At 65.9% G+C, this 25,799-nt stretch carries 21 protein-coding genes; 7 read left to right on the top strand and 14 right to left on the bottom strand.

All coding sequences use genetic code 11. The features are described from left to right. Positions 1 to 125: 125 nt before the first annotated feature. Both CFK21_RS00485 and CFK21_RS00480 read left to right on the top strand, forming a co-directional pair. The gene (locus CFK21_RS00485) at positions 126 to 746 is read left to right on the top strand and encodes an ABC transporter ATP-binding protein (protein WP_231971538.1); all 621 of its coding nucleotides are present in this window, start codon (positions 126 to 128) and stop codon (positions 744 to 746) included. Further along, on the top strand, positions 743 to 1,555 hold the full coding sequence (locus CFK21_RS00480; protein ID WP_096363671.1) for an ABC transporter permease: 813 nt from the start codon (positions 743 to 745) through the stop codon (positions 1,553 to 1,555). Before CFK21_RS00485 ends, CFK21_RS00480 begins: the two co-directional genes overlap by 4 nt. 178 nt (positions 1,556 to 1,733) lie before the next feature. Here CFK21_RS00480 and speE read toward each other — a convergent pair whose 3' ends face one another. Continuing rightward, complete coding sequence (speE, locus tag CFK21_RS00475) at positions 1,734 to 2,591, bottom strand: polyamine aminopropyltransferase (RefSeq protein ID WP_096363669.1); 858 nt, start codon at positions 2,589 to 2,591, stop codon at positions 1,734 to 1,736. A 152-nt stretch (positions 2,592 to 2,743) separates the two neighbouring features. Between speE and speA the strand changes: the two genes are divergently transcribed. The 3 genes from speA to CFK21_RS00460 are packed head-to-tail and all read left to right on the top strand — an operon-like array spanning position 2,744 to position 5,795. Continuing rightward, positions 2,744 to 4,618 (top strand): biosynthetic arginine decarboxylase, encoded by a 1,875-nt coding sequence (speA, locus tag CFK21_RS00470; protein ID WP_096363667.1) that lies wholly within the window; start codon positions 2,744 to 2,746, stop codon positions 4,616 to 4,618. Between the two features lie 59 nt (positions 4,619 to 4,677). Continuing rightward, positions 4,678 to 5,520: an NAD(P)-dependent oxidoreductase gene (locus tag CFK21_RS00465; RefSeq protein WP_096367423.1), complete on the top strand. Its 843-nt coding sequence runs from the start codon at positions 4,678 to 4,680 to the stop codon at positions 5,518 to 5,520. Positions 5,521 to 5,522: 2 nt separating this feature from the next. Further along, the gene (locus CFK21_RS00460; protein ID WP_096363665.1) at positions 5,523 to 5,795 is read left to right on the top strand and encodes a cupin domain-containing protein; all 273 of its coding nucleotides are present in this window, start codon (positions 5,523 to 5,525) and stop codon (positions 5,793 to 5,795) included. 11 nt (positions 5,796 to 5,806) lie between these two features. Here the strand turns inward: CFK21_RS00460 and CFK21_RS00455 are convergent, their stop codons facing one another. From CFK21_RS00455 to CFK21_RS00415, 9 genes are all read right to left on the bottom strand, one after another. Beyond that, complete coding sequence (locus tag CFK21_RS00455) at positions 5,807 to 6,031, bottom strand: hypothetical protein (RefSeq protein WP_096363663.1); 225 nt, start codon at positions 6,029 to 6,031, stop codon at positions 5,807 to 5,809. Positions 6,032 to 6,116: 85 nt separating this feature from the next. Beyond that, positions 6,117 to 8,183 (bottom strand): TonB-dependent receptor family protein, encoded by a 2,067-nt coding sequence (locus CFK21_RS00450; RefSeq protein ID WP_096363661.1) that lies wholly within the window; start codon positions 8,181 to 8,183, stop codon positions 6,117 to 6,119. 68 nt (positions 8,184 to 8,251) lie between these two features. Beyond that, positions 8,252 to 8,824 (bottom strand): SPOR domain-containing protein, encoded by a 573-nt coding sequence (locus CFK21_RS00445; RefSeq protein WP_096363659.1) that lies wholly within the window; start codon positions 8,822 to 8,824, stop codon positions 8,252 to 8,254. Between the two features lie 199 nt (positions 8,825 to 9,023). Continuing rightward, the gene (gene argS / locus CFK21_RS00440) at positions 9,024 to 10,781 is read right to left on the bottom strand and encodes an arginine--tRNA ligase (protein WP_096363657.1); all 1,758 of its coding nucleotides are present in this window, start codon (positions 10,779 to 10,781) and stop codon (positions 9,024 to 9,026) included. A gap of 199 nt (positions 10,782 to 10,980) precedes the next feature. Continuing rightward, positions 10,981 to 13,185: a primosomal protein N' gene (locus CFK21_RS00435; protein ID WP_096363655.1), complete on the bottom strand. Its 2,205-nt coding sequence runs from the start codon at positions 13,183 to 13,185 to the stop codon at positions 10,981 to 10,983. A 471-nt stretch (positions 13,186 to 13,656) separates the two neighbouring features. Further along, positions 13,657 to 14,733 (bottom strand): phospholipase A, encoded by a 1,077-nt coding sequence (locus CFK21_RS00430; RefSeq protein ID WP_096363653.1) that lies wholly within the window; start codon positions 14,731 to 14,733, stop codon positions 13,657 to 13,659. Between the two features lie 89 nt (positions 14,734 to 14,822). Continuing rightward, complete coding sequence (locus CFK21_RS00425) at positions 14,823 to 16,181, bottom strand: NAD(P)(+) transhydrogenase (Re/Si-specific) subunit beta (protein WP_096363651.1); 1,359 nt, start codon at positions 16,179 to 16,181, stop codon at positions 14,823 to 14,825. After that, on the bottom strand, positions 16,178 to 16,471 hold the full coding sequence (locus CFK21_RS00420; protein ID WP_096363649.1) for an NAD(P) transhydrogenase subunit alpha: 294 nt from the start codon (positions 16,469 to 16,471) through the stop codon (positions 16,178 to 16,180). Before CFK21_RS00420 ends, CFK21_RS00425 begins: the two co-directional genes overlap by 4 nt. Continuing rightward, a complete protein-coding gene (locus tag CFK21_RS00415; RefSeq protein WP_096363647.1) occupies positions 16,468 to 17,601 on the bottom strand; it encodes a Re/Si-specific NAD(P)(+) transhydrogenase subunit alpha in 1,134 nt (377 codons plus the stop codon). Before CFK21_RS00415 ends, CFK21_RS00420 begins: the two co-directional genes overlap by 4 nt. A gap of 300 nt (positions 17,602 to 17,901) precedes the next feature. Between CFK21_RS00415 and CFK21_RS00410 the strand changes: the two genes are divergently transcribed. Both CFK21_RS00410 and CFK21_RS00405 read left to right on the top strand, forming a co-directional pair. Then, positions 17,902 to 18,510 carry an HNH endonuclease gene (locus CFK21_RS00410; RefSeq protein ID WP_096363645.1) on the top strand — a complete coding sequence of 203 codons (609 nt, stop codon included), beginning with the start codon at positions 17,902 to 17,904 and terminating at the stop codon, positions 18,508 to 18,510. Between the two features lie 385 nt (positions 18,511 to 18,895). Continuing rightward, entirely contained in the window at positions 18,896 to 19,780 is an 885-nt protein-coding gene (locus CFK21_RS00405; RefSeq protein ID WP_096363643.1) for a fructosamine kinase family protein, read from the top strand. A 141-nt stretch (positions 19,781 to 19,921) separates the two neighbouring features. Here CFK21_RS00405 and CFK21_RS00400 read toward each other — a convergent pair whose 3' ends face one another. The 4 genes from CFK21_RS00400 to CFK21_RS00385 all read right to left on the bottom strand — a co-directional run bounded on the left by CFK21_RS00400 (position 19,922) and on the right by CFK21_RS00385 (position 25,798). Further along, positions 19,922 to 20,371: a hypothetical protein gene (locus CFK21_RS00400; RefSeq protein ID WP_096363641.1), complete on the bottom strand. Its 450-nt coding sequence runs from the start codon at positions 20,369 to 20,371 to the stop codon at positions 19,922 to 19,924. Further along, positions 20,368 to 22,926 carry a putative bifunctional diguanylate cyclase/phosphodiesterase gene (locus CFK21_RS00395; RefSeq protein WP_096363639.1) on the bottom strand — a complete coding sequence of 853 codons (2,559 nt, stop codon included), beginning with the start codon at positions 22,924 to 22,926 and terminating at the stop codon, positions 20,368 to 20,370. Before CFK21_RS00395 ends, CFK21_RS00400 begins: the two co-directional genes overlap by 4 nt. A gap of 135 nt (positions 22,927 to 23,061) precedes the next feature. Beyond that, positions 23,062 to 24,126: a uroporphyrinogen decarboxylase gene (gene hemE / locus CFK21_RS00390; RefSeq protein WP_096363637.1), complete on the bottom strand. Its 1,065-nt coding sequence runs from the start codon at positions 24,124 to 24,126 to the stop codon at positions 23,062 to 23,064. A gap of 220 nt (positions 24,127 to 24,346) precedes the next feature. Then, positions 24,347 to 25,798, bottom strand: a complete 1,452-nt coding sequence (locus tag CFK21_RS00385) for a glutamate synthase subunit beta (RefSeq protein ID WP_096363635.1) — start codon at positions 25,796 to 25,798, stop codon at positions 24,347 to 24,349. Position 25,799: the final 1 nt, after the last annotated feature.

The raw sequence follows: 25,799 nt of genomic DNA, 5'->3' as shown, positions 1-25,799 counted from the left end.
GAGCGCACCGCTCATCTCCAGCTTCACCGGATTGAATCCGCTGCGCGGACGCGCAATGGAGCAGGGCGGCCGGCAGCCGGAAAAGCCTGGCGGAAACGGTTGAACATCCCAGGGGAATTGTGCAATTGAGCCATTCATCGGAACTGTTCCGGGCGCAGGGCCTGGCGGTGGGCGAAATCGGCCCGCTGGAACTGACGCTGCAGCCGGGGGAATGCGTGGGACTGAGCGGGGCCTCCGGCAGCGGCAAGAGCCGGCTGCTGCGCGCCCTGGCCGACCTGGATCCGCATGCCGGGCAGATGTGGCTGGACGGTGAACCCGCCGCCGCACTCATGCCCTGGGACTGGCGGCGGCGGGTGGCGCTGCTGCCGGCCGAGAGCGCCTGGTGGCATGACACCGTCGGGCCGCATTTTCCTGCCGTGCCGAGCGCGACGGCGCTGGCGGCGCTGGGGTTCGAGCCGGCCGTGCTGGAGTGGCGCATCGATCGCCTGTCCAGCGGCGAGAAGCAGCGTCTGGCCCTGCTGCGGGTGCTCACCCTGCGGCCGCGGGTGCTGTTGCTGGATGAGCCCACCGCCAACCTGGATCGGGACAATGCCGAGCGGGCCGAGGCACTGATCCGCGCTTACCTGGACGAAAGCGGCGCGGCGGCGATCTGGGTCGGGCACGACCAGGCGCAGCTGCAGAAGGTGGCGGTGCGCTGCTACCGGGTGGAGGCGGGTGGAGCTGTGCGTGAGGATCAGGCCGCATGATCCATCTCAGCCACTGGGACCTGGGCTTGTCCGCGCTGCTGGTGCTGCTGCTGGCCTTTCTGTCGGGGCGGCTGCAGCGTCAGCTGCGCAACCAGATCCTGGTCGCCGCCCTGCGCACCACGGTGCAGCTGCTGCTCATCGGTCTGGTGCTGAAATGGCTGTTCGATATCGCCCACCCGGTCTTCATCGGCCTGATATCGCTGGTCATGCTCACCGTGGCCGGGCGCGAGGTCATGGTCCGTCAGGGCCGGCGCCTGACCGGCTGGTGGAGCTTCGGGGTGGGGACCTTCTCCATGTTCCTGTCGTCGTTCACTGTCACCCTGTTCGCCCTGTGGGTGATTATCGGCAACCAGCCCTGGTACGCGCCCCAGTACGCCATCCCGCTGCTTGGCATGCTGCTGGGCAACACCATGAACGGCATCTCCATCGCCATGGACCGGCTGACCCAGTCTGCCTGGCAGCAGCGCCAGCAGATCGAGGGCCGGCTGATGCTGGGTGCGAGCGCGACCGAGGCCATCTGCGACCTCAAGCGCGAGGCTGCGCGCAGCGGCCTGATCCCCATCATCAACGCCATGGCCGCGGCCGGTCTGGTCAGCCTGCCGGGAATGATGACCGGTCAGATCCTGGCCGGCGCCGAGCCGGTGGAGGCGGTGAAATACCAGATCATGATCATGTTCCTGATCTCGGTGGGGACGGGGCTGGGTACGCTGGCCAGCCTGGCGCTGGTCTCGAGGCGGCTGTTCGACGAGCGCCACCGGCTGCGGCTGGACCGGCTGCAGGTGGACACCGGCGGACGCCACGCCAGTTGAGGGGGCATTGTAGGATGGGTGGAGGCGCTTAGCGCCGCAACCCATCGCCGGGGCTGGTAGTGTTGTAGGATGGGTGCAGGCGCTTTGCGCCGTAACCCTTCAGGGCAGACGGCATGATGGGTTACGCTTCGCTTCACCCATCCTACGCTGCAGCGGTGCACTGCACTATGCAGGTCGGCTAATCCTCCAGCGCCTTGCGGAAGAATTCCGGCATCGCCAGCGCGCCGCGATGCAGCCCGGCGTTGTAGTAGACCGTCTCGAAGGACTTGTCCGCCGCGGCCTGCTCGCGGAATTCGCCCGCCGGGCCGCCCTTGACCGCCAGGGTGGCGGTCCACCAGCCGGAGGGATACACCGGCTGCGGATAGAACAGGCTGGCGGTATCGTCGAAGCCGGCGGCGCGCATGGCCGCGTGCATGGGTTTGAGGATGCGCATGTGATACAGCGGCGATTCGCTCTGCTGCACCAGCACCCCGTGCCCGCCCATGGCATTGAAGCAATCGCGATAGAAGGCCTCGGTGAACAGCCCCTTGGCCGGCCCGATCGGGTCGGTGCTGTCGACGATCACCACGTCCACGCTGCCGGGCGCGGCCTCGGCCATCCATTTGATGCCGTCCCCGAAATAGAACTCGGCGCGCGGGTCGTTGTTGGATTCGCACAGCTCCGGGAAGAACTTCTCCGAGATGCGGGTGACCCGCTCGTCGATCTCCACCTGCAGGGCATGCTCGATGCCGTCATGGCGCAGCACCTCGCGCAGGGTGCCGCAATCGCCGCCGCCGATGATGACCACACGCTTCGGATCCGGGTGGGTGAACAGGGCCGGATGCGACATCATTTCGTGATAGAGAAAATTGTCGCGCCCGGTGAGCATCACGAAGCCGTCGATGACCATCAGGTTGCCGAATTTCTCGGTCTCGAAGATCTCGATGCGCTGATACGGGCTCTGTTCCTCGTGCAGCTTGCGCTTGATCCTGAGCGAGAAGGCCGAGCCGCCTTCCTCGCAGATTTCGGTGAACCAGTGGGTGTCCAGGGTGGTCATGAGTCTGGCCTTTGGCAGGGCGTTGGGGGAGTGGATCTCCGGTTGAACGCGAAAGATACAAGATACAAGCGGCGGGAGACAAGTTACAATTCGGGCAGGTGAGGCGCGCCGCGCCTTGTATCCGTTTGCTTGCAACTTGTATCTTTCCGACCATGTGGACCATTGATCAGGCGCGCAGTACCTACAACCTTGCCCACTGGGGCAACGGCTATTTCGACGTCAATGACGCCGGCCACCTGACCGCGCAGCCGGCCCCGGGGCAGGGAGGAACGGTCGATCTGTATGAACTGGCCGGGCGCTGTCGCGAGGCCGGCCTGTCGCTGCCGGTGCTGGCGCGCTTCTCCGGCATCCTGCATCACCGCATCGATACCCTGTGCGAGGCCTTCGCCGCGGCGCGCCGCCAGTATGACTACCAGGGCGCCTACACCGCCGTCTATCCCATCAAGGTCAACCAGCAGCGCAGCGTGGTCGACGAGATCCTCGGCCATGGCGGCGAGCGTGTCGGCCTGGAGGCCGGCAGCAAGCCCGAACTGATGGCCGTGCTGGCGCTGACCCGTCCCGGCGGTGTGATCATATGCAACGGCTACAAGGACCGCGAATACATCCGCCTGGCCCTGATCGGCCGCGCCCTCGGTTACCGCATCTTCATCGTGGTGGAAAAGCTCACCGAACTGGAGCGGGTGATGGAGGCCGCGCGCGAACTGCAGGTGTCGCCGCTGCTGGGCGTGCGCATCCGCCTGTCCTCCATCGGCGCCGGCAAGTGGCAGAACACCGGCGGCGAGAAGTCCAAGTTCGGCCTGCACGCACGCCAGGTCATCGAGCTGGTCGAGCGTCTGCGAGCGGTCGGGATGCTGGACTGCCTGCAGCTGCTGCACTCGCACCTGGGCTCGCAGGTGGCCAACATCCGCGACATCCAGCGCGGCATGCGCGAGGTGGCGCGCTGCTACGCCGAACTGCACCGGCTGGGTGCGCCGCTGGGCTGGGTGGACGTGGGCGGCGGGCTGGGCATCGACTACGAGGGTACCGGTTCGCGCAGCTACTGCTCCATCAATTACAGCGTGCACGAGTATGCCAACAATGTCGTGCATGCCCTGGCCGAGATCTGCCGCGAGTACGACCTGCCCCAGCCCGACTTGGTGACCGAGTCCGGGCGCGCCATGACCGCGCACCATGCCCTGCTCATCACCAACGTGATCGATATCGAGCAGGCACCGGGTACCGGCCCGCTGGAGGCGCCCGCCGAAGACGATCCGCTGCTGCTGCAGAACCTGTGGCAGGTGCTGGAGAAACTCTCGGCCCGCAACGTGGTCGAGGCCTGGCACGATGCCGAGTACTGGCTGGGTGAGGCGCGCGGGCTGTACCTGCACGGGGTGCTCGATCTGGAGCAGCGGGCCCGGGCCGAGGCGCTGTACTTCGCCATCTGCCACCGGGTGCGGCCCATGCTCAAACAGGGGCGGCGCGAGCACCGCGAGATCCTCGACGCCCTGAACGAGAAGCTGGCCGACAAGTATTTCATCAACCTGTCGGTGTTCCAGTCGCTGCCCGATGTCTGGGCCATCGAGCAGATCTTCCCCATTGCGCCGCTGCACCGCCTGGACGATCCGCCCACCCGGCGCGCCGTGCTGCAGGACCTGACCTGCGACTCCGACGGCCGTATCCAGCAGTATGTGGACGGTGAGAGCATCGAGAGCACGCTGCCCCTGCATCCCTACCGGCCGGACGAGGAATATCTGCTCGGCATCTTCCTGGTCGGCGCCTACCAGGAGATCCTGGGCGACATGCACAACCTGTTCGGCGATACCGACGCGGTGAATGTGGTGCTGACCGGGGACGGCTTCGAGTTGAGCCAGCCGGAGCGTGGCGACACCATCGACGAACTGCTGCGCTATGTGCACTTCGACACCGAAGCCATGAAGCAGGTCTACCGTGACCGGATCGCTGCGGCCGACCTCGACGAGGCCCGGCGCCAGGCCTTCATCGAGGAACTGGAGGCGGGGCTGGTCGGTTATACCTATCTGGAGGATTGAGTGAGGCGGGAGGTGGGGTGGTGACGCTGCCGGCGACAGGCTACATCGGCCTGGGCGCGATGGGCGCGCCCATGGCCGCCAATCTCAACCGGGCCGGGGCGCTGGCCGCGGTCTGGAACCGTACGCCGGCAAAGGCGCAGTCCGTCGCGGCTGAATTGGCTGTGGCAGTGGCGGCGTCGCCGGCCGCGCTGGCGCGGCAGGTCGATGTCGTTGTGCTGTGCGTCTCGGCCGATGCCGATGTGCTGGCCGTGATCGAGGCGCTGGAACCCGGCCTGCGGCCGGGCCAGGTGGTGATCGATCATTCCACCGTGCAGCCGCAGACCGCACAGACCGCGGCGGCGCGGCTGGCGGCACGGGGCGTGGATTTCCTCGACGCGCCCGTCTCCGGCGGCGTCGAGGGCGCGCGCCGGGGTACGCTCGCGCTGATGGTGGGCGGCGAGGCCGGGGTGCTGGAACGGGTCCGGCCCCTGCTGCAGGCGCTGGGTCAGCGCATCGAACACATGGGCCCGGTGGGCAGCGGCCAGGCCACCAAGGCGGTGAACCAGATCATGGCCGCCGGCATCAACCAGGCGGTGACCGAAGCGCTGGCGTTTGCCGAGGCCCACGCCCTGCCGCTGGAGCAGGTCATCGAGGTGGTCGGCGCCGGCGCGGCCGGCAACTGGTTCCTCAGCCACCGCGGCCCGAGCATGACGCAGGGCCGTTTCGAGCCCGGGTTCAGACTGGGCCTGCATCACAAGGATCTCGCCATCTGCCGGGCCATGGCCGAGGCGCTGGGCATGGAGTTGCCGCTGGTGAACCGGACGCTGGCGGATTATCGGCAACTGATGCAGGACGGCTTCGGCGATGAGGACATCTCCGCGCTCTACCGGATGAAGCGCAGACCGAACAAACACGGAGACTGAGCATGCAGATACAGGTGACCCGCAATCCCGGCGCGCAGCGGCTGGACGAACTGGGCGTGTACGACTGGCCCATCTGGGAAAAGGAGAGCTCCACCTTCCCCTGGAGCTATGACGCCACCGAGACCTGCTACCTGCTGGAAGGCGACGTGGTGGTCACCCCCGACGGCGGCGAGCCGGTGCAGATCCAGGCCGGCGACCTGGTCACCTTCCCGGCCGGCATGGACTGCACCTGGCAGATCCGTGCCGCCGTGCGCAAGCACTACCGGTTCGAATAACCCGCGCTGAGCTACTGCAGCCGCATCTGAGAGCAGCGCAGCTGCTCCCGGATCATCCGGATGACCTGCGCCAGCGACATGGCCTCGGGCAAGTCCTGCAGATCCGAAAACCAGATATCCTCGACCTGGCATTCGTCATCGCTGTGCTCGTCCGTGATCAGCGGCAGGCCGATGAAGACGCCGCTCTGTCCGTTGTCCAGGTCCACCGTCACCAACTGCAGTTTCAGCTTGCTCATGGTGCGCCTCCTTCGAGGTCGTTGCGGGGCGGGGAAGCGGATCCCCGTATCACCATTATGCAGTTCGTGTGCCGGATGACCAGCTTCAATGACGAATCCGGACCCCGGCATGGAGATTGCGCTGCGGCGCCGGCTCGAAGTAACGCCCGGCGGCGGCGTTGATGCGCACGTTGCTGAAGTAGTCCCGGTCGGTGAGATTGTTGATCCCGGCGAAAATCTCCAGTTCCGTTCCCTGCCATGCGCCCCGCATGCCGGCGCGCAGATTGAACACGGCATAGCCGGCGACCGGCTCGCGGTTGGCGTTGTCCGCATAGACGCGGTCGACGCCCAGGCCGTCCAGGATGACATAGGGGCCGCCCGGGTCGCGCCAGGCCAGTTCGGCGAACAGGGTCTGCTGCGGCAGACCCGGCAGGCGGCGGCCGGCCAGATCGGTGCCGGAGGCATCGACGAACTCCCGGAACCGGTAGCGTGCGCGGGTGTAGGCGGCCGTCGCGGTGAGGCGGTCGCTGATGGCATAGACCAGCGCGGCCTCCAGCCCCGTGCGGCGGGTGCGGGCGGCATTGGCGAAGCGGTCGGGTTCGCTCGCCACCTGCACGATCTCGTCACGGGTCTCCACCCGGAACAGTGCCAGTTCGTAGCGCAATCCCGGGCCGATGAAACCCTTGGCGCCGAGTTCGAGATTGAGTGCCTGCTGCGGATCGAGCCCGGGGTCGAAGCCCTGCTGCGGTTCGGTCGGGTCGGAGAACTCGGTGAAGGTCGGGGTTTCGAAGGCCGAGCCGGCCGCGGCATACAGGCGGTGGTCGGGATGCAGCTGATGGCCCAGGCCCAGGGTGAAACTCAGTTCGTCGAAGCGGCGGCTGCCCGAGGCGGCGCCGTCCGGGGTGAAGCGGTCGTCGATGTCGAACGCCACCCGGTCGTAGCGTCCGCCCAGGGTGAGATCGAGTCGATCCATCAATGCCAGATCGGCCTGACCATAAACACCGATCTCGGTCGCGGTCTCGGTCGCGTCCTGGATCTGGCCGGTGACGCCGCCGCTGCCGTCGACCAGGAAGCGCTGGCGGTCATCGCGCTGGCGTGCGGCTTCGATCCCCAGAGTGAAGCGCAGCGGCCGCCCACCGAGTCCGGCGTTGGCGGTGTAGTCCAGGCCGGTGCCGTAGAAGTCGCGTTCGTACTGCAGCCGGCTCGGGCCGGGGAAGGGCAGTTGCTGTTCGAAGTCGCGGCGGGTGTAGAACAGCCGCGCGCTGGCTTCCCCGGGGCCGATGCCGCGGTCGCGGTAGTGCAGGCCCAGACGCTGCTGGCGCACCTGCTGGCCGCTGTCCAGCGCCAGCGCGTTGGGGGCGGCCTGGCGGCGGTCGGCCGCGACCTCGGCGCGGGTCAGGCCGCCCGGGTCTTCGCCGTAGGGTTGATCCAGTGCGGTCAATACCGCGCTGACACTGCGCCGGGCGTCGATGTCATGGGTCAGTTTCGCGTTCAGCAGTGCCTTGCGGGTGCGGCTCTGGTCGCGGTAGCCGCCATAGTCCAGCCGCGAGGCGCTCAGGTGGGCGCCCCAGGCGTCGTGGCGTGCGCCGCCGCGCAGTGACAGCTTGCGCAGGTCATGACTGCCGGCCCGTGCCGTGAGTTCGGCAAAGGGGGCCGGCGGCGGCGCGGCCGTGGTGACCTGCAGTACGCCGCCGGCGGCGTTGCCGTACAGGGCCGAGGACGGGCCGCGGATGAGTTCCACCCGTTCCACCGAGTCGAGATCGATGCTGTCGATCTGGGACTGGCCATCGGGCAGGGTCTCGGGGAAGCCGTCGACGAAGATGCGCACGCCGCGGATGCCGAAGGGGGCGCGGGCGCCGAAGCCGCGGATGGACAGGCGCAGGTTCTGGGCGAAATTGTAGCGGTTCTGGAACAGCACGCCGGGACTGCGGTTGAGCGCCGCGTCCAGCGCCAGCCCCTGCCGGGCCTGGCGCAGGTCCCGTTCGTCCGCCACCGTGACGGCGGCCGGTGTGTGCTGGAGCGTGCGGGGCAGGCGCGGGGCCGTGATGGTGATGGTGATCGGTTCGACGGTGTCCTGCCGCTCCTGGGCCGGCGCCGGTGAGGCCAGGAGCAGGGCGCAGCAGATCAGCAGGGGTCGTGTGTTGCGGCGGGTGTCTGGTCGTTGCGTGGACATGGCGGATTGCCCTGTGTGCACGCCGGGGCGATGGATGCCTGCGACAGGTAAGCGACGCCGCGCCCGCGTCAGCCCCTGACCTTGAGCAGGATGGCCTCGACGTCGTGCTCGCGCAGGCGGGCCCGGGCCCGGTTCAGACTGCGCAGGTCGTCAAACGGGCCGACCCGCACCCGGTGCCAGGTCTCGGACTCGTTGATGCGCACGGTCTGCACATGCGTCTCCAGTCCCAGCAGGGCCAGTCGGGCCTTGAGCTGGTCGGCCTGTTCGGCGGACTTGAAGGAACCGGCCTGCAGCAGATAGGTGCCGGGGGTCTCGACCTGGCGCACGCCCTCCTTGCGGCTGCCGGTGATGGACTCCTCCGGCACTACCACCTCCATCTCCGGCAGGATCTGATAGAAGTCGAAGCGGGGCTTGGGCGGCGGCGGGATCTCGCGCTGCTGCGGCCGGCGCACGGCGCGTGCGTCCTCATCGGTGGTGACCACCGGGTTCGGCCGCGGCGTGTCCGGATCGGCAGGCTGCTTGAGATAGACCAGAAAGGCCACGAACAGGCCGATCAGCAGACCGGCCAGCAGCCACAACCAGCCGGGCACGGACTGTTTGCGGCGTTTGGGGTTGGCGCGGTGTTTGTAGTCTCGTGGCATAAGATCAAGTGCTTCAACGCAAAGACGCAGTGGCGCAGAATACTTCCGTCATTCCGGCGCAGGCCGGAATCCATTTACCGCGGCGGCTCCTGGATCCCGGCATACGCCGGGATGACGGGGTTGGTTGGCGATGTAATGACTGCACAATGCCTGAATATCTCTGCGTTCCCTGCGCCCTGGCGTCTCTGCGTTAAGGAATTCACATCGACTCCGGCGCCGACACGCCCAGCAGCCCCAGGCCGTTGGCGATCACCTGGCGCGTGGCCAGGATCAGGTTCAGGCGCGCATCGCGCAGCTTATCGTCGCCGACCAGGAACTGGTGTGCGTTGTAGTAGGTGTGGAAGTCGTTGGCCAGGTCGCGCAGATAGTGCGCCAGCTGGTGCGGTTCGTGATTGAGCGCGGCGGTCTCGACAACCTCCGGATAGCGCGACAGGTTGATCATCAGCGACTGCTCGTGCGACTCGTGCAACAGGTGCAGGTGGTCGCGGCCGCGTGCGCGGTCCCACTGCATACCCTTTTCCTGCATCTGGCGCAGCACGCTGCACACCCGCGCATGGGCATACTGAATGTAGTAGACCGGGTTGTCGCTGGACTGGGACTTGGCCAGGTCCAGGTCGAAGTCCAGGTGCTGCTCGCACTTGCGCATGACATAGAAGAAGCGGGCGGCGTCGTTGCCGACCTCCTGACGCAGTTCGCGCAGGGTGACGAACTCGCCGGAGCGGGTCGACATCTGCACCTTCTCGCCGCCGCGGTAGAGAATGGCGAACTGCACCAGCAGCACATCGAGGCGGTCGATGTCGTCGCCCAGCGCCTGCAGCGCGGCCTTCACCCGCGGCACATAGCCGTGGTGGTCGGCACCCCAGACATCGATCACGCGGGCAAAGCCGCGCTCGAGCTTGTTCATGTGATAGGCGATGTCGGAGGCGAAGTAGGTCTTCTGGCCGTTGTCGCGCACCACCACCCGGTCCTTCTCGTCGCCGAAGTCGGTGGAGCGGAACCAGGTCGCGCCCTCCTGCTGGTACAGGTAGCCGGCCTCCTGCAGCCGCGCGATGGCGGCCTCGACCAGGGATTGTTCGGTCAGCGAGCGTTCGGAGAACCACTCGTCGTACTCGACGCCGAACTCCTTCAGGTCCTGACGGATGTTGGCCAGGATCTCGTTCAGCCCCGCATCGAACACCTCGCGATAGCGCTCGGGGCCGAGCCGCGACTGGATGCGCGCGATCAGGCCATCGATGTGCGCCTCCTTGTCCCCCTCGGGCGCATCGGCGGGGACGTCTGCATAGAGTTCGTCCGTGCTGACGCGCCAGGCATCGCCGTGATTGCGATGCAGGGTCGCGCCGATGTCCCAGACATAGTCGCCCTTGTAGCCGTTGCTGGGGAAGGCGAATTCCTCCCCGCACAACTCGAGGTAGCGCAGATAGACGCTGGCGGCCAGGATGTCCATCTGGCGGCCGGCGTCATTGACGTAGTATTCGCGGTGCACGCTGAAGCCGACCGCGGCGAGCAGGTCGGCGACGGCCGCACCGTAGGCCGCGCCGCGGCCGTGGCCGACGTGCAGCGGACCGGTCGGGTTGGCGGAGACGAATTCCACCTGCACCGGCTGTTTCCCGCCGAGGTCCGAGCGGCCGTAGGCGTCGCCCGCTTCGAGTATCTGGTCGAGGGTTCGGTGCCAGGCATCGGCGGTGAGGGTGAAGTTGATGAAGCCCGGGCCGGCGATTTCCACCCGCTTGACGAATTCGGAGGGCGGCAGGGCGGCAACCAGCTTCCCGGCCAGATCGCGCGGCTTGCTGCCGGCCGGCTTGCACAGGGTCATGGCCAGGTTGGTGGCGAAGTCGCCATGGGCGGCATCACGGGTGCGTTCCAGGTGGATCTCGGCCTCGAGATCCCCGGGCAGGGTGCCGTCGCCCTGCAGGGCGGCGAGGCTGTGCTGGAGCAGGTCCTGGAGCAGGTGTTTCATGATCTTCCTGGAGATTGTACAGGGCCGGGATGCGGCTCGAAGCCGGCTATTATCCGGTGTTGCGGATGGGTTGCAAGGGCGGTTTATGGGTTTTGCCCAACGCCGGCGACAGTAACGCCAGGGACGCAGAGGCGCAGCGACGCAGAGGCGAAATAATATAAAAATCTTTGCGTCTCTGCGGTTGTCCCGCGGAGGCAGGCTAAAAGGTATCCACCGGGTCCACGTCCACCGACCAGCGGATGCGCCGGGCCGCGGGCGACTCGGCCAGGACCGGGATCCAGGCATCGAGCAGCCGGTGCAGGGCGGCCCGCGCCGCGGACTGCACCAGCAGCTGGGCCCGGTAGCGGCCGGCGCGTTTTTCCATCGGCGCCGGCACCGGACCCCAGAACTCGATCTCCGGGCCCGACTGCTGCAGCGCCAGGGCATGGGCCTGTTCCAGAAATTCCCGCGGCGCTTCGCGGTCGGTGGCCTCGGCCCGCAGCAGGGCCAGGCTGGCATAGGGCGGCAGGCCGGTGTCCCGGCGTTCGGCCAGGGCCGCCGCGGCGAAGGCGGCGTAGCCCTCGGTGACCAGCCGCCGCAGCAGCGGGTGGTCCGGGTGGTGGGTCTGGATCAGCACCGTGCCCGGCCGTTCGGCCCGCCCGGCGCGGCCGGCGACCTGGACGATCAGCTGGGCCAGGCGTTCGCTGGCGCGGAAGTCGCTGGAGAACAGGCGCTGGTCGGCCTCCAGGATGCCGACCAGGGTCACGCCGGGAAAATGATGGCCCTTGGCCAGCATCTGGGTGCCGAGCAGGATGCGCGCCGCGCCGCTGTGGGCCTGTTCCAGCAGGGCCTCGAGTTGGCCCTTGCGCCGGGTGCTGTCGCGGTCGATGCGCAGACAGGGATGGTCGGGGAACAGCTGCTGCAGGGTCTGCTCGATGCGCTCGGTGCCGTAGCCCAGGCCGCGCAGATCCGGACTGCCGCACTCGGGGCACTGCACCGGCACCTCCTGGCTGGCGTCGCAGTGATGGCAGTGCAGCCGGCCGCGGCGCTGGTGCAGGGTGAGGTGGCTGTCGCAGCGCCGGCAGGTCGCCACCCAGCCGCACTCATGGCAGATCAGTGTCGGGGCGAACCCGCGCCGGTTGAGAAACAGCAGCACCTGTTCGCCGCGCGCCAGGTGCCGGCGCATGGCGCCCAGCAGCGGTTCGGCCAGTCCCTCGCGCAGCGGCTGGCCGCGGATGTCCAGCAGCTTGAGTTCGGGCGCGCTGGCGGCGCCGGCGCGGTTCGGCAGATGCAGGCGCTGATAGCGTCCCTGATCGGCGTTGTAGAGGCTTTCCAGCGAAGGCGTGGCCGAACCCAGCAGGACGGGAACGTCCTGCTGCCGGGCGCGCCAGATCAACAGGTCGCGGGCCGAGTAGCGAAACCCGTCCTGCTGCTTGAGCGAGGGGTCGTGTTCCTCGTCCACAATGAACAGCCCCGGCGCCGGCAGCGGGGTGAACACGGCCGAGCGGGTGCCGACCACGATCCGCGCAGCGCCGTCGCGCGCCGCCACCCAGGCATTGAGGCGCTCGCGCTCGCTCAGCCCCGAATGCAGGATCACCATGGGTGCTGCCAGCCGCGCCCGCAGCCGCTGCATCAGCTGCGGAGTCAGGCCGATCTCGGGTACCAGCAGCAGGGTCTGGCGGCCGGCCGCCAGGGCCTGTTCGATGGCGCGGATATAGACTTCGGTTTTGCCGCTGCCGGTCACTCCGTCGAGCAGGAAGCAGCCGAAGCCGGCGTGCTCCGCCACGGCCTGGACGGCGTCGGCCTGGGCGGGGTTGAGTGACGGGGCTGCGGCACCCGCACCCGGGGTATCCAGTCCCGGCGTCTCCAGGCGTTCCTCCACCCAACCCTTGTCGACCAGGGCCCTGAGGCTGTCGCGCCGGTACAGACCCTCACGCTGCAGCCGGTCGCGGTCGGCGCCCTCCGGGCAGCGGGCCAGGACGCTGAGCAGGGCGGCCTGGCGCGGCGCCCGGGCCAGGTCGGCGGGATCCACCGCCCGGCCCGCAGCGCTCAGTTGCCAGTGGCGGGTCTGTTCGATCCGGGCGGGCCGTCCCTGACGCAGCAGGGCCGGCAGGGCCTGGGCCAGGACCTCCCCGATCGGATGGTGGTAATAGCCGGCGGCCCAGCGCAGCAGGGCCAGCAGGTCGGGCGGGACGACCGGCTGGGCATCGAGCAATTCGGACAGGGGCCGGATCTGCGCCGGGGGCAACTCCGTGTCGGGACTGAGTTCAACCACCACGCCGACCAGATTGCGGCGGCCGAACGGGACCCGCACCCGGCTGCCGGGGGCGATGCGGCCGGGCTGCGCCAGGCGGTAATCGAAGACCCGGTACAGGGGGCAGGGCAGGGCCACCCTGGCGTAGATGGGTGTGGATGTTGTGGGCAATGGATTGTCCAGGCGGTTATCGCAGTTACTTGACTCTGATTGTCACAAAACGGTGTTAACCGGCTAATCTGGAAGCGGTATTTTCCTTATCCACAAAAACTGTGGATAACTTTGTGGAACGAATGGGGCTAAAGGGGTCCAGGGCCTGTATTTGTTGCATTTGTGTTAATTTGCTCATTTTGTCACCAGTGATTTTTATTGTTATAAAACAGTGTGTTGTAAAAATCCCGCCGTTGGGCCGGAGTGGCGACGGGCGTCTGACGCGAAAGGGTCGGGTTTGCTTGCAGCTTGTGTATAAACCGGGCGGGAAAGAAAAATCAAGCTTGAAATCACCGCTGATCCCTGTTCCTTTTGCGTGCCCTCCGGGGGCGAGGCCGACCGGTGTATAACCCGGTTATAAACCGGCGCTCCGCCGGGCGTGTACTCGGGGTTAGCGCATCATATCCGGCCGGTGGCGGGCTAACAGCCAGTCTACAACCAGTCGGTCAGCGCGATGCCGATGCCGATGCGGCGGATGTGGGCATCGTAGTCGATCAGGCTCTCGCCGTAGCCGTCGAAGTACTGGGCGTAGCCCTTGAGCTTGCGGGTCAGGGGGAAGGACCAGCCCAGTTCGAGCGCCCCGCGCGGATCGCTGCGGCTGAGATTGCTGCGCAGCATCAGGCTCAGGGAATGGCCGTCCAGCTTGTAGGCGAGGCGGAATTCGCCGTAGCCCATGTAGTCCTCGATGTCGGGGTTGTCGTCACCGGTGGCATCGGTCGGGCTGCTCTTCTTCTGTTCCGGGATGCGGTACCAGGGTTTGAGGCTGAAGGCGAAGTTGCCGCGCTCGAATACCAGATCGGCGTAGACGCGGTTCCAGCTGCGTGAGAGCTCGTTGCTCTGGCCGTTGGACTGGTGCGAAACGCCGAACTGAAGGACGCGGGCATCGAAGCCCAGCAGCGAATAATCCGGCAGGTAGGTCAGGAACAGCTCGGGCTCGTGATTGGTCTCGCGGAAGGGCGAGGAGAACTTGCGGTTGTAGGCCTGCCAGTAGGACTGGTTGGTATAGGCCATGAACAGGGTGCCGCGGTCATTGAACAGGCCGCGGACCAGGGGGAACTTGAAGCTGAGTTGGAACTTGATCTCCCACTTCTGCAGTTCGCCCGAACTGATGTCGAAGGGATCACTGTTGGGCGAGAAGCTGTAGGTGGCCGGCAGCAGGTAGTTGGGCCGGTGCGGCGTGATGACGAAGGGGTTCGCCGCCGTGGCGCGCTCCAGGGTGATGCGGGTCTCCAGCGGGGAGGTGTGCGATTCGGCGGCGGCCTTTTCCCCGGCGGCGGGCGACGGTGCGGCCGTCGCGGCAGCCGGCGTATCCGGCCCCTGCCCGGTCAGCGGCAGGAGCGACTCCAGGCAGACGGCCTTGAGCTCGGCCACGGTGGCTTCGTCAGGCGCGGTCTTCAACTGTTCGAGCAGGCACTGGTCAAGATCGGTGGGAAAGGCGTGGGCAGCAGCGGCGGTCAGCCAGCCGGCAAGGATGCAGGTGTAGCGCGCGACTGATGTGGGGGTTGCCATGGCGCCTGTTCCGTCATTGGGGTTGCAGAAACAAAAAGCCCGGCGCGGCCGAGCTTTCTGTCGGGTCGTGACTGCAGTTGCGGCTGCAGTTACAGCTGTTTGACCTCGGCAATCAGCTTGGCCGCTACCTCCTGGCCGTCGCCATAGAGCATACGCGTGTTGTCGAGGAAGAACAGCCCGTTCTCGATGCCGGAGAAGCCGCGGCCGCGGCCGCGCTTGACCACGATCACGTTCTTCGCCTGGTCGGCATTGAGGATTGGCATGCCGTAGATGGGGCTGGACTTGTCGTTGCGTGCCACCGGGTTGACCACGTCGTTGGCGCCGATCACCAGGGCCACGTCGGCCTGCGGGAACTCGGCGTTGATTTCCTCCAGGTCGTAGATCTTGTCGTAGGGCACGCCGGCCTCGGCCAGCAGCACGTTCATGTGGCCCGGCATGCGGCCGGCCACAGGATGGATGGCGAACTTCACGTCCACTCCGTGCTCCTCCAGCATCTCGGTCAGCTCCCAGATCTTGTGCTGGGCCTGGGCCACGGCCAGGCCGTAGCCGGGCACGATGATCACCTTGTTGGCGAAGGCCATCATCACCGCGGCATCGGAGGCGCCGATCTCCTTCATCTCGCCCTCGGGGCCGGCGCTGCTCTCGGCCTCGACCGCGCCGAAGCCGGAGAACAGCACGTTGGACAGCGGCCGGTTCATCGCCCTGGCCATCAGCTGGGTGAGCAGGGTGCCGGCCGAGCCGACCACGGTGCCGGCGATGATCATGGCGGCATTGCCGAGCACGAAACCCTCGAAGGCCACGGCCAGTCCGGTCAGGGCGTTGTACAGCGAGATCACCACCGGCATGTCGGCGCCGCCGATGGGCAGGGTCATGAGCACGCCGAAGGCCAGTGCCAGGGCGAAGAACATGAACAGCGCGAAGCCGCCCGGGGCCTCGGCGAACATCACGTAGAGGCCGAAGGCGATGGCCAGGCCGAACACGACCAGGTTTATCATCTGCTGGCTGGGGAAGTGGAAGGACTTCTTCATCAGCCCCTGCAGCTTGGCGAAGGCGATCATGGAGCCGGAGAAGGCCACCGAACCGATCAGGGCGCCGGCAACGGCCAGCACCTGGAAGGTGCTGTTGTCGAAGTGGCCCTTGAGCAGTTCCACCGCGGCGATGGCGGCGGCCGCACCGCCGCCCATGCCGTTATAGATGGCGATCATCTGCGGCATGTCGGTCATGGCGACCTTCTTGCCGGTATACCAGGCCGCGCCGCCGCCGATCAGCATGGCCAGGATCATCAGGCCGTAGTTGCCCATGCCCGGCATGAAGAAGGTGGCGAAGGTGGCCACCACCATGCCGGCGCCGGCCCAGACGATGCCGCCGCGCGCCGTCTTCGGCGAGCTCATGCGCTTGAGGCCGAGGATGAACAGGACCGCGGCCGCGAAATAACTCAGCTCGATCATTTGCGGTCCTCCTTGCTGCTCTTGAACATCTCGAGCATGCGCTCGGTGACCACGTAGCCGCCGACCGCGTTGCCCGCGGCCAGCATCACGCCGATGAAGCCGATGAAGCGCTCCATGTCGGTGTCGGCGTGGCCCATGGCCACCATGGCACCCACCAGCACGATGCCGTGGACGAAGTTCGAGCCCGACATCAGCGGAGTGTGGAGGATGACCGGAACCCGGGCGATGACCTCGTAGCCGGTAAAGGCGGCCAGCATGAAGATGTAGAGTGCGGTGAAGCCTTCGATCATGACGCGTCTCCTTCCACTAGGGCGCGGGTGGGTTCGTGCCTGATTTCGCCGTCGTGGGTCAGCGCCGAGTCGTGGATGACCTGATCTTCCCAGTCGAGCTTGAGTTCGCCTTCCTCGATCATGGGGGTGAGGAAGTTGAGCAGGTTCTTGGCGTACATGTCGGAGGCGTGTACCGGCAGCATGGCGGGCACGTTGAAGGGGCCGTAGACGCGCACGCAGCCGTAGACGTAGTCCTCGCCCGGTTTGGTGACTTCGCAGTTGCCGCCGCCCTCGGCGGCCAGGTCGATGATGACCGAGCCGACCTTCATGTTGTCGACCATTTCCTGGCTGATGATCTTCGGCGAGGGCTTGCCGGGGATGGCGGCGGTGGTGATCACGGCATCGGCCTGGGTGATGTGCTTGGCCAGGACCTCCAGCTGCTTGCGCTTCTCCTCCTCGGTCAGTTCGCGGGCATAGCCGCCCTCGCCCTCGGCGGCGACACCGGTTTCGATGTACTTCGCGCCCAGCGACTGTACCTGCTCGCGGGTGGCCGAACGCACGTCGTAGGCCTCGACCACCGCGCCCAGGCGCTTGGCCGTGGCGATGGCCTGCAGGCCGGCGACACCGGCGCCGATGACCAGTACTTTCGCCGGCCGGATGGTGCCGGCGGCGGTGGTCAGCATGGGAAAGAAGCGCCCGGTACGGTCGGCGGCCATGATGGCGGCCTTGTAGCCGGCTACGGCGGCCTGGGAGGACAATGCGTCCATGCTCTGGGCGCGCGAGATGCGGGGGATCAGTTCCATGGCGAAGCTGGTGATTTTCCGGTCGCGCATCAGCTTGACCCGGTCCGGGAACCGGTACGGGGACATGAAGCCGACGACGATGCTGCCCTCGGCCATCTGCTTGATCTCGTCCTCGGTCGGCGGCTGGACCTTGAGGACCACATCGGCACTGGCAAGCAGTTCGGCCTTGTCGGTGACGAAACCGACGTCCTCGTAGTCGTCATCCACATAATGGGCGCCGGCCCCGGCGTCGTGCTCCATCCGGACCTCGCAGCCCAGCGCGGCAAAGCGCTTGGCCACGACCGGATCGAGCGCCACCCGGCATTCGCCTTCGAGGGTTTCCTTGGGTACGGCCACGCGTATCGGCATTGTTGTCTCTCCGTCTCCGGCTGTCCGGTTGTCACGGGCGGGAAGGGCCGGCTTTGTCCCTTCCCCAAAAGCACGCCATGATAACGGATTCAGCTGAGCGATTGAATATCGGGGAAAAATTCCCCCGTGGACACATGGGTGTCATGCCACGATGCTTCAATCGGTAGCGCCGTGCAGCAATGTCGGCGCAAATAAACTCAGTAATATCAGCCGGTTCAAAAGCAAAGACCGGGTTGAAGCAGTTTACTTTTCCGGGGACTTCTGAGATAAAGAGTCCTCCGGTATGACGAGGACTCGACCATGTCGCAGGATTTGTCGCATCAGGTACTCAGGACCGACGCCGGCGGCATGCCGCTGGAGTGGGTCGACTATCGCGAGGCGGTCCGACTCTATCATCTCGGTCAGGTCGCCTACGCCTGCGGCAGTGTGATCTTCCGCATCCGCGGCGGCATCAACGCCCGGACCCGGAGGCAGAGCCTGGTCGAGGTCAATTCCATCATCGCCACCCACGGCAATCACACCGCGCTGCAGAAGAACCGCGACAGCTACACCCCGCCCCTCAACAACCGTACCCTGTTCAAACGCGATGCCCAGTTGTGCCTGTACTGCGGCGAACAGTTTCCCACCCGGGAGTTGTCGCGCGATCATGTCACGCCCATCAGCCAGGGCGGGGCCGATACCTGGAACAATGTGGTCACCGCCTGCAAGCGCTGCAACAATCACAAGGCCGGCCGCCGTCCCGAAGAGGCCAACATGGAACTGCTGGCAGTGCCCTTCATTCCCACCCATGCCGAGTACATCTACCTGCAGGGCAAACGGGTGATGGCCGACCAGATGGAGTTCCTGCGCGCCCATTTCCCCCGCCACAGCCCGCTGCACCAGCGCCTGGCCGCCGCGATGGCGGGGTGATTCCTTTGCTGTTGTGGCAATAACGCAGAGGACGCAAAGGCGCGGAGACGCAAAGTTTTTAAGTTGGTTCTGATGGGATCGTCATTGCGAGGAGCGAAGTGACGTGGCAATCCCTGAACGACTGAACCCACCGTACGCGATTGCCGCGCCGCTCCCATAGAATCCCTTCAGGCTTCATTATGGGTGCTCCACCCTTCGGATCTGGGCATCGCAATGACGCTGACAAACAGCTTCGTGGGCTGGACTCCAATTTGTCCAGCCCAACCTGCATTGCATAATTATCTGTGCGCCTCTGCGACCTCTGCGTTGTAAGCCGCCCTCACTGTTGAGCGACCGCCAGCGTCACGTTATCCTCGTGGCTCGCCCATGACCCGCTTCCAGTTCCATGTCCCTGTGGCAGCAGATCCAGTCCGATATCCGTGAGCACACCGGCGTGGATGTCGGCACCGATGCCGGCCGCGGCGTCGGCGGCGGCTGCATCAGCCAGGCCTTCCGGGTGGAGGGCGACGGCTGCGCCTTTTTCGTCAAGACCAACCGCGCCGGGTTGGCCGGCATGTTCGAGGCCGAGGCCGAGGGCCTGAACGAGATCGTCGCCAGCAACACGGTGCGGGCGCCGGCGCCGGTGTGCTGGGGAGTGGCCGGCGGGCACTGTTACCTGGTCATGGAGTATCTGGAATTCGGCCGCGGTAGCGGGGCCGCGGGTCGGCTGGGTGAACAGCTGGCGCGGATGCACCGTACCACGCGGGAGGCCTTCGGCTGGCATCGCGACAACACCATCGGCTCCACGCCGCAGATCAACACGCCGCAGGACAGTGACTGGATTGCTTTCTGGCGCGACAGGCGGCTGGGCTTCCAGCTGGAACAGGCCGGGCGCGAGGGTCACGGGGGTGAACTGCAGCGGCTGGGTGCACAACTCATGGATCGCTTCCCTGCCCTGTTCGTGGATTACACGCCGGTGCCCAGCCTGCTTCACGGCGATCTCTGGGGCGGCAATCATGCTGTGCTCGACTCGGGTGAGCCGGTGATCTTCGATCCGGCGGTCTACTTTGGAGACAGGGAGGCCGATCTGGCCATGACCGAGTTGTTCGGCGGCTTCGGGCGGGATTTCTACGCCGCCTACGAGGATGCCTGGCCGCTGGATGCCGGTTACCCGGTGCGCAAGCAGCTCTACAACCTCTATCACGTCCTCAACCACCTCAACCTGTTCGGCGGCGGCTATCACGGCCAGGCCGTGCGCATGATGGAGAGCCTGCTGGCAGAACTGCGCTAATGGACTCCGTCATCCCCGCGAAGGCGGGGATCCAGAAGCCGCGGCGGGATATGGATTCCCGCCTTCGCGGGAATGACGGTGTATTGGTGGGCGTGTCAAAATACCTGACTGCAGTGTAACCCGCTTATGTGATGAGGGTGTTCACTCCGCCTCTTCCTGTGTCTGCCCCCTGCCGCCGAACTGCTCGATCCAGTTCTCCCAGCCGCCGTCTTCCTGCGGAGCGAGGTTCTGGCGTTCGTCGAACAGATCTTCCATCTGCCGGGCCACCGCCACGGTGAAGGCTGCGTCACGGTGCTGGCGACACCAGGCATCCAGCCGGGCCATGAAGTCGAAGGGATTGGTGGTGCCGAGAATGTTGTAGGTATTGTCCAGCAGCAGGTTGTAGGCGGACAGGTGGCCGGCGGTCCACTCCACGTACAGCAGCTCATCCGCCCCGCCCCGGTAGCGGGCGTCCAGGTAATCCTCGCAGTCGCCGCTGCCGCTGCCGAAGACGGCATAGTTGCCGTTGACGTCCCGCGCGGCTGCCGGTGCAGCGGCCAGCGCAAGGGCGAGTGCAATGCCGAGTCCGCCGGGTGCTGTGTAGTGCATCATGCCGAGTCCTGATGGGTGTCCGCGCGCTTCTGGGCCCGCTCGCGCAGCCAGTCGGTGAACCGGGCGGCGGACATGGGGCGGGCGATGTAATGGCCCTGGGCGATATCGCAGTCGAGAATCTGCAGCATATCCCAGATATCGGCGGTTTCCACCCCCTCGGCGACCACCTTGAGTCCCAGGTTATGGGCCAGGTCGATGGTGGAGCGGACGATGACCGCGTCGTTCTCGTCTTCCAGCATATCTGAGACGAAGGAGCGGTCGATCTTGATTTCGCGCACCGGCATCTGCTTGAGGTAGGCCAGTGAGGAGAAGCCGGTGCCGTAATCGTCGATGGACAGACGGATGCCGCGCTGGCTGAGCCGTTGCAGGATTTCCTGCGCGCGCTCCGGGTTCTTGAGCATCGCGTTCTCGGTGATTTCCAACTCCAGGTATTCGGGCGGGACGCCGAGCTCATCGAGCAGTTCGCCGATGTTGGCGTCGATGTCGGCGTGTTCCAGATTCCAGGTCGACAGGTTGATGGCGATCGGCAGATTGATGTTGAGTCGTTGCCAGGCCAGGTGCTGTTCCAGGGCGCGGCGTATGACCCACTGGGTGAGTGGGCGAATCAATCCGGTCTGCTCGGCGGTGGTGATGATGTAGTCGGTGCTGACATCGTTCCAGCGCGGCCAGCGCAGCAGGGCCTCCACGCCGACCAGTTCACCGCTGCTGATGGCGACCTTGGGCTGGTAGTGCAGCTCCAGTTCGTCGTGCTGAAAGCTGTGGCGCAGTTCGCTGATCATGGCCAGCCGGCTGACGCTGTGCGGGTCGTGCTCGGAGCTGTAGACCGAGTGCGTCAGGCCGTTGTTCTTGGCGACATACATGGCCACGTCGGCGCGTTTGACCAGGGTGTCGATATCACTGCCGTGATCGGGGTAGGCGGCGATGCCGATGCTGGTATCCACCAGCAGTTGCTGGTCGTTGATGCTGATCGCTCGATCCAGGCACTGGGCGATCTTGCCGGCAATGGCCTGGGCCTCGGGTATGCCGGTCTCGGGCAGGAGGACGGCGAACTCGTCACCGCCGAGACGGGCAACGGTGTCGGAGCGGCGCAGCAGATCGTGGAGACGGCGGCTGATCTCGCGCAGGACCTCGTCCCCGACATGGTGACCGAGGGTGTCGTTGATTTCCTTGAACCGGTCCAGATCCATCATCAGCAGGCAGAAGGGGTTGCCGTCGCGGGCCGAGATCAGCAGGGCCTGCTGCATGCGGTCGTTGAGCAGGAGGCGGTTGGGCAGGCCGGTCAGGCCGTCATGCAGGGTCTGATGGCGCAGTTCGTTCTGGCGCTGTTCGATCATGTGCTGCATGTGCTGGAAGGCATCAAGCAGATTGCGTGTCTCGCGGTTACGGGGCGCGGGGAGGCGTTCCTGGTACTGGCCGTGGGCGACCTGGTTCATGGCCCGGGTCAGCGTGGACAGCGGGCTGAGCACGGTGCGCTGGAAGAAGATGTAGCCCACGGCGAAGGTGATCAGCACCAGCGCAACCAGCAGCATGATGCCGTTGCGCAGGTTGTGCGTCAGCGCGCTCCAGTGGGTGACGTCGCGTACGGCCGCTTCCTCCACCCTGGCATCGATATGGTCCAGGTTGTCCCAGATGCTGGCGAACAACGGCTGGATCTCGTCCTTGATCAGGGGGAAGTCGGCGCGCCAGTGGCCGGTCTGGCGCAGGCTGCGGAAGCGCTCGAAGGCCCGATACCAGACACTGGCGTTGCGGGTCATCTGCTCCAGCGATTCCGTTGCCTGCAGGGAGAACTGCGGCTGCGATCTGAGTTGATGCAGCCGTTCCAGGGTTTTGAGTACCTGGCCATGGTGCAGGCTGATGTCATGGGCGGCGTCGTTGAGCCCCTTTTCCGTGTCGCTGTAGATGCCGGCCTGGCGTACCACGTACAGGCGGAAGGCGCCGACCATCTGCAGCCAGGAGAGTTGAGCGGCCTCGAATTCGTCGCGGATTTCACGCCGCGCGGCATCCGGGACGGCGGTTTCCAGTTCCTGCAACGCGAGTTGGACCGCCGTGAGGAATTCGGTGCGGGCCGGGGCCAGGGTCTCGTCCATCAGGCGGGCGGCCGGGAACAGCTGCTCGACATCGGAACGGATATCCATCAGCCGGTTGGCCGCGGAACTCAATTCGAGCAGGGCATGATCGATCTCGTCGAGGGTCCTGCCCAGCCCCTGCTGCTGCGGCCATTCCAGTCCCTGGAGTTTTTCCGTGGTCGTCAGGGCCGAGCGGATGCGCAGCTGCACGGTTTCGCGGTACCAGGCGGTCGGGGTGAGGATAAAGGCCTGCAGCGCGTATTCCGTGCCCCAGACGTCATTGCGCAGGGAGCGGGTGACCAGCTGGACCTGGTTGCGATGTTCGATATTGCGGGTACTGCGTTCCTGTGCCTGACGGATGTGATAGTCGGTGTACAGCGAAGCGGCCAGGATGGTTGCCGAGACGGCCAGCGCCGCGCCCAGATAGCGCTGACGCAGGCTGGAGCGGTTCAGCCAGGTCGAGAAGCGGCTTGTAGTGGTTCTGGCCAAAACGGATTTCCGCTGTCAGTGGGTTCTGCTGCAGGAGTCACCAGATTGTAATGGCTTTTCGGGCAGTTGGCTGTATAAAAGGCCTTTTACAGACATGTTTTATGTGGTTGTGGTCCGTGCGTACGATGGCGGGTGTCAGCTGTGGTAGGCGGGGCTGAGCCGGTGCACGGCCTCGATCATGGCGGCGGCGTGGTCCGGGTCGATCCGGGGATGAATGCCGTGGCCGAGGTTGAAGACATGGCCGCTGCCCGAGCCGTAATCGGCCAGTATCCGTTCCACTTCGGCTTCGATGCGTGCGGGCGCGGCATAGAGCACCGCCGGATCCATGTTGCCCTGCAGGGCGACCCGGTCGCCCACCCGCCGGCGCGCCTCGCCGAGATCGGTGGTCCAGTCCAGGCCGAGGGCGTCGGGGCCGGCAGCGGCCATGGCTTCGAGCCACTGACCGCCGTTCTTGGTGAACAGGATCACGGGGATGGTCTGACCGGCGTGGTTGCGCTCCAGGCCCTGAACGATGCGCGCCATGTACCCGAGCGAGAACTCGCGATAGCAGGCCGGGCTGAGTGCGCCGCCCCAGGTGTCGAAGATCATCACCGCCTGGGCGCCGGCCCGGATCTGGGCATTGAGATAGAGGGTGACGGCATCGGCCGTCGTACCCAGCAGCTGATGCATCAGGTCGGGACGGTCGTACATCATGCCCTTGATGTGGGCGAAGTCCTTGCTGGTGCCGCCTTCCACCATGTAGGTGGCCAGGGTCCAGGGGCTGCCGCTGAAGCCGATCAGTGGAACCCGGCCGTCGAGTTCGCGATGGATCAGCCGCACGGCATCCATGACATAGCCCAGTTCCTGCTCCGGATCGGGTACGCCCAATGCTTCGACCGCGGCCTGGTCGCGCACCGGACGGCTGAAGCGCGGGCCTTCGCCTTCCTCGAAATACAGCCCCAGTCCCATGGCGTCCGGGACAGTGAGGATATCGGAGAACAGGATGGCGGCATCCAGCGGGAACCGCTCCAGCGGCTGCAGGGTGACCTCGCAGGCCAGTTCCGGCGTCTTGCACAGGGTGAGAAAATCCCCCGCCTTCTCGCGCGTGGCGCGGTACTCCGGCAGATAACGCCCGGCCTGGCGCATCATCCATACCGGCGTGACATCCACCGGCTGGCGCAGCAGGGCCCTGATGAGTCGATCGTTCTTGAGTTCTGACATAATGTGAGTTAACCGCCAAGACGCCAAGTGCGCCAAGGAAAATGGATAAACCGCCAAGGCGCCAAGGACGCCAGGAGACTATAAAACAAGAGCATGTATGTGATTCGCAGTGCAGTCAGCCGCGTTTAATCGGTCCAGTCTGCATTGATCAGTATTCCTTGGCGTGCTTGGCGCCTTGGCGGTTTAGGTCTCCATCTTGGCGTCTTGGCGGTTCAAAAATTTATCGCGGTAGATCTGATGATCCCATCAGGTACTCGTCGACGGCGCGGGCGCACTGGCGGCCTTCACGGATGGCCCACACCACCAGCGACTGGCCGCGGCGCATGTCGCCGGCGGCGAAGACCTTGTCCAGCGAGGTGTGGTAGGCCTTGTCGCCCTCGGTCTCGCCCTTGACGTTGCCGCGGCCGTCATACTCCACGCCGAGTTCATCCAGCATGCCCTGGTGCACCGGCTGGGTGAAGCCCATGGCCAGCAGCACCAGGTCGGCGGGCAATTCGAATTCGCTGTCGGGCACTTCGCTCATCTGCCAGCGGCCCTGATCATCCCTGCTCCAGTCGACCTTTGCGCACTTGATCGTCGTGACCCGGCCATCCTTGCCGATCAGTTCCCTGGTGGTAACCGACCACATGCGTTCGCAGCCTTCCTGGTGCGAGCTGGAGGTGCGCAGTTTGTTGGGCCACTCCGGCCAGGTCAGGCCCTTGTCCTCCTTCTCCGGCGGCCTCGGCATGATCTCCAGCTGGGTGACCGATTTCGCGCCCTGGCGGTTGGAGGTGCCGATGCAGTCCGAGCCGGTATCGCCGCCGCCGATGACGATGACGTGCTTGTCCGTGGCGGTGATGGCCAGGTGCTCGGGGACGGTGTCGCCGGCCACGCGCTTGTTCTGCTGCGGCAGGAAGTCCATGGCGAAATGCACGCCGTCCAGGTCACGGCCCGGGACCGGCAGATCGCGCGGCTGCTCGGCGCCGCCGGTGAGCGCGACGGCGTCGAACTCCTCCAGCAGCTGCCTTGCCGGGATGTCCACGCCCACATGGGTGTTGGGGCGGAACTCCACGCCCTCGGCGGCCATCTGTTCCATGCGCCGGTCGATGATGGGCTTGTCCATCTTGAAGTCGGGGATGCCGTAACGCAGCAGGCCGCCGATGCGGTCGGCCTTCTCGAACAGCACCACGTCATGGCCGGCGCGTGCCAACTGCTGGGCGCAGGCCATGCCGGCCGGGCCGGAGCCGACCACGGCGACCCGCTTGCCGGTCTTCTCCTCCGGCGGCTGCGGCTGGATCCAGCCCTGCTCGAAGGCCTTGTCGACAATGGCGCATTCGATGGACTTGATGGTGACCGGCTCGTCCTCGATGTTCAGGGTGCAGGCCTCCTGGCAGGGTGCCGGGCAGATGCGGCCGGTGAACTCGGGGAAGTTGTTGGTCGAGTGCAGCACCTCGCTGGCACGCTGCCAGTCGCCGTGATACACCAGATCGTTCCAGTCCGGAATGATGTTGTTGACCGGGCAGCCCTGGTGACAGAAGGGGATGCCGCAGTCCATGCAGCGCGCGCCCTGCAGCTTGAGCTGGTCCTCGCTCAGCGGGATGACGAATTCGTGGTAATGCTTGAGCCGCTGCTCGACCGGCTGGTAGCTGCGGTCGACGAGCGGATACTCCATGAAACCCGTTGGCTTGCCCATA

Source organism: Thiohalobacter thiocyanaticus (assembly GCF_002356355.1).
GTDB lineage: Bacteria > Pseudomonadota > Gammaproteobacteria > Thiohalobacterales > Thiohalobacteraceae > Thiohalobacter > Thiohalobacter thiocyanaticus_A.
This window is presented reverse-complemented; position numbering and strand designations above follow the sequence as displayed.

What these genes read in the sequence shown, in the direction of transcription:
- CFK21_RS00425 (WP_096363651.1), bottom strand. Translation starts at nt 16,181, where the DNA reads ATGATCGAGCTGAGTTATTTCGCGGCCGCGGTCCTGTTCATCCTCGGC.
- CFK21_RS00420 (WP_096363649.1), bottom strand. Translation starts at nt 16,471, where the DNA reads ATGATCGAAGGCTTCACCGCACTCTACATCTTCATGCTGGCCGCCTTT.
- CFK21_RS00415 (WP_096363647.1), bottom strand. Translation starts at nt 17,601, where the DNA reads ATGCCGATACGCGTGGCCGTACCCAAGGAAACCCTCGAAGGCGAATGC.
- CFK21_RS00480 (WP_096363671.1), top strand. Translation starts at nt 743, where the DNA reads ATGATCCATCTCAGCCACTGGGACCTGGGCTTGTCCGCGCTGCTGGTG.
- speE (WP_096363669.1), bottom strand. Translation starts at nt 2,591, where the DNA reads ATGACCACCCTGGACACCCACTGGTTCACCGAAATCTGCGAGGAAGGC.
- argS (WP_096363657.1), bottom strand. Translation starts at nt 10,781, where the DNA reads ATGAAACACCTGCTCCAGGACCTGCTCCAGCACAGCCTCGCCGCCCTG.
- CFK21_RS00450 (WP_096363661.1), bottom strand. Translation starts at nt 8,183, where the DNA reads ATGTCCACGCAACGACCAGACACCCGCCGCAACACACGACCCCTGCTG.
- CFK21_RS00430 (WP_096363653.1), bottom strand. Translation starts at nt 14,733, where the DNA reads ATGGCAACCCCCACATCAGTCGCGCGCTACACCTGCATCCTTGCCGGC.
- CFK21_RS00445 (WP_096363659.1), bottom strand. Translation starts at nt 8,824, where the DNA reads ATGCCACGAGACTACAAACACCGCGCCAACCCCAAACGCCGCAAACAG.
- CFK21_RS00465 (WP_096367423.1), top strand. Translation starts at nt 4,678, where the DNA reads ATGGGCGCGCCCATGGCCGCCAATCTCAACCGGGCCGGGGCGCTGGCC.
- CFK21_RS00410 (WP_096363645.1), top strand. Translation starts at nt 17,902, where the DNA reads ATGTCGCAGGATTTGTCGCATCAGGTACTCAGGACCGACGCCGGCGGC.
- CFK21_RS00455 (WP_096363663.1), bottom strand. Translation starts at nt 6,031, where the DNA reads ATGAGCAAGCTGAAACTGCAGTTGGTGACGGTGGACCTGGACAACGGA.
- speA (WP_096363667.1), top strand. Translation starts at nt 2,744, where the DNA reads ATGTGGACCATTGATCAGGCGCGCAGTACCTACAACCTTGCCCACTGG.
- CFK21_RS00460 (WP_096363665.1), top strand. Translation starts at nt 5,523, where the DNA reads ATGCAGATACAGGTGACCCGCAATCCCGGCGCGCAGCGGCTGGACGAA.
- CFK21_RS00400 (WP_096363641.1), bottom strand. Translation starts at nt 20,371, where the DNA reads ATGATGCACTACACAGCACCCGGCGGACTCGGCATTGCACTCGCCCTT.
- hemE (WP_096363637.1), bottom strand. Translation starts at nt 24,126, where the DNA reads ATGTCAGAACTCAAGAACGATCGACTCATCAGGGCCCTGCTGCGCCAG.
- CFK21_RS00405 (WP_096363643.1), top strand. Translation starts at nt 18,896, where the DNA reads ATGTCCCTGTGGCAGCAGATCCAGTCCGATATCCGTGAGCACACCGGC.
- CFK21_RS00385 (WP_096363635.1), bottom strand. Translation starts at nt 25,798, where the DNA reads ATGGGCAAGCCAACGGGTTTCATGGAGTATCCGCTCGTCGACCGCAGC.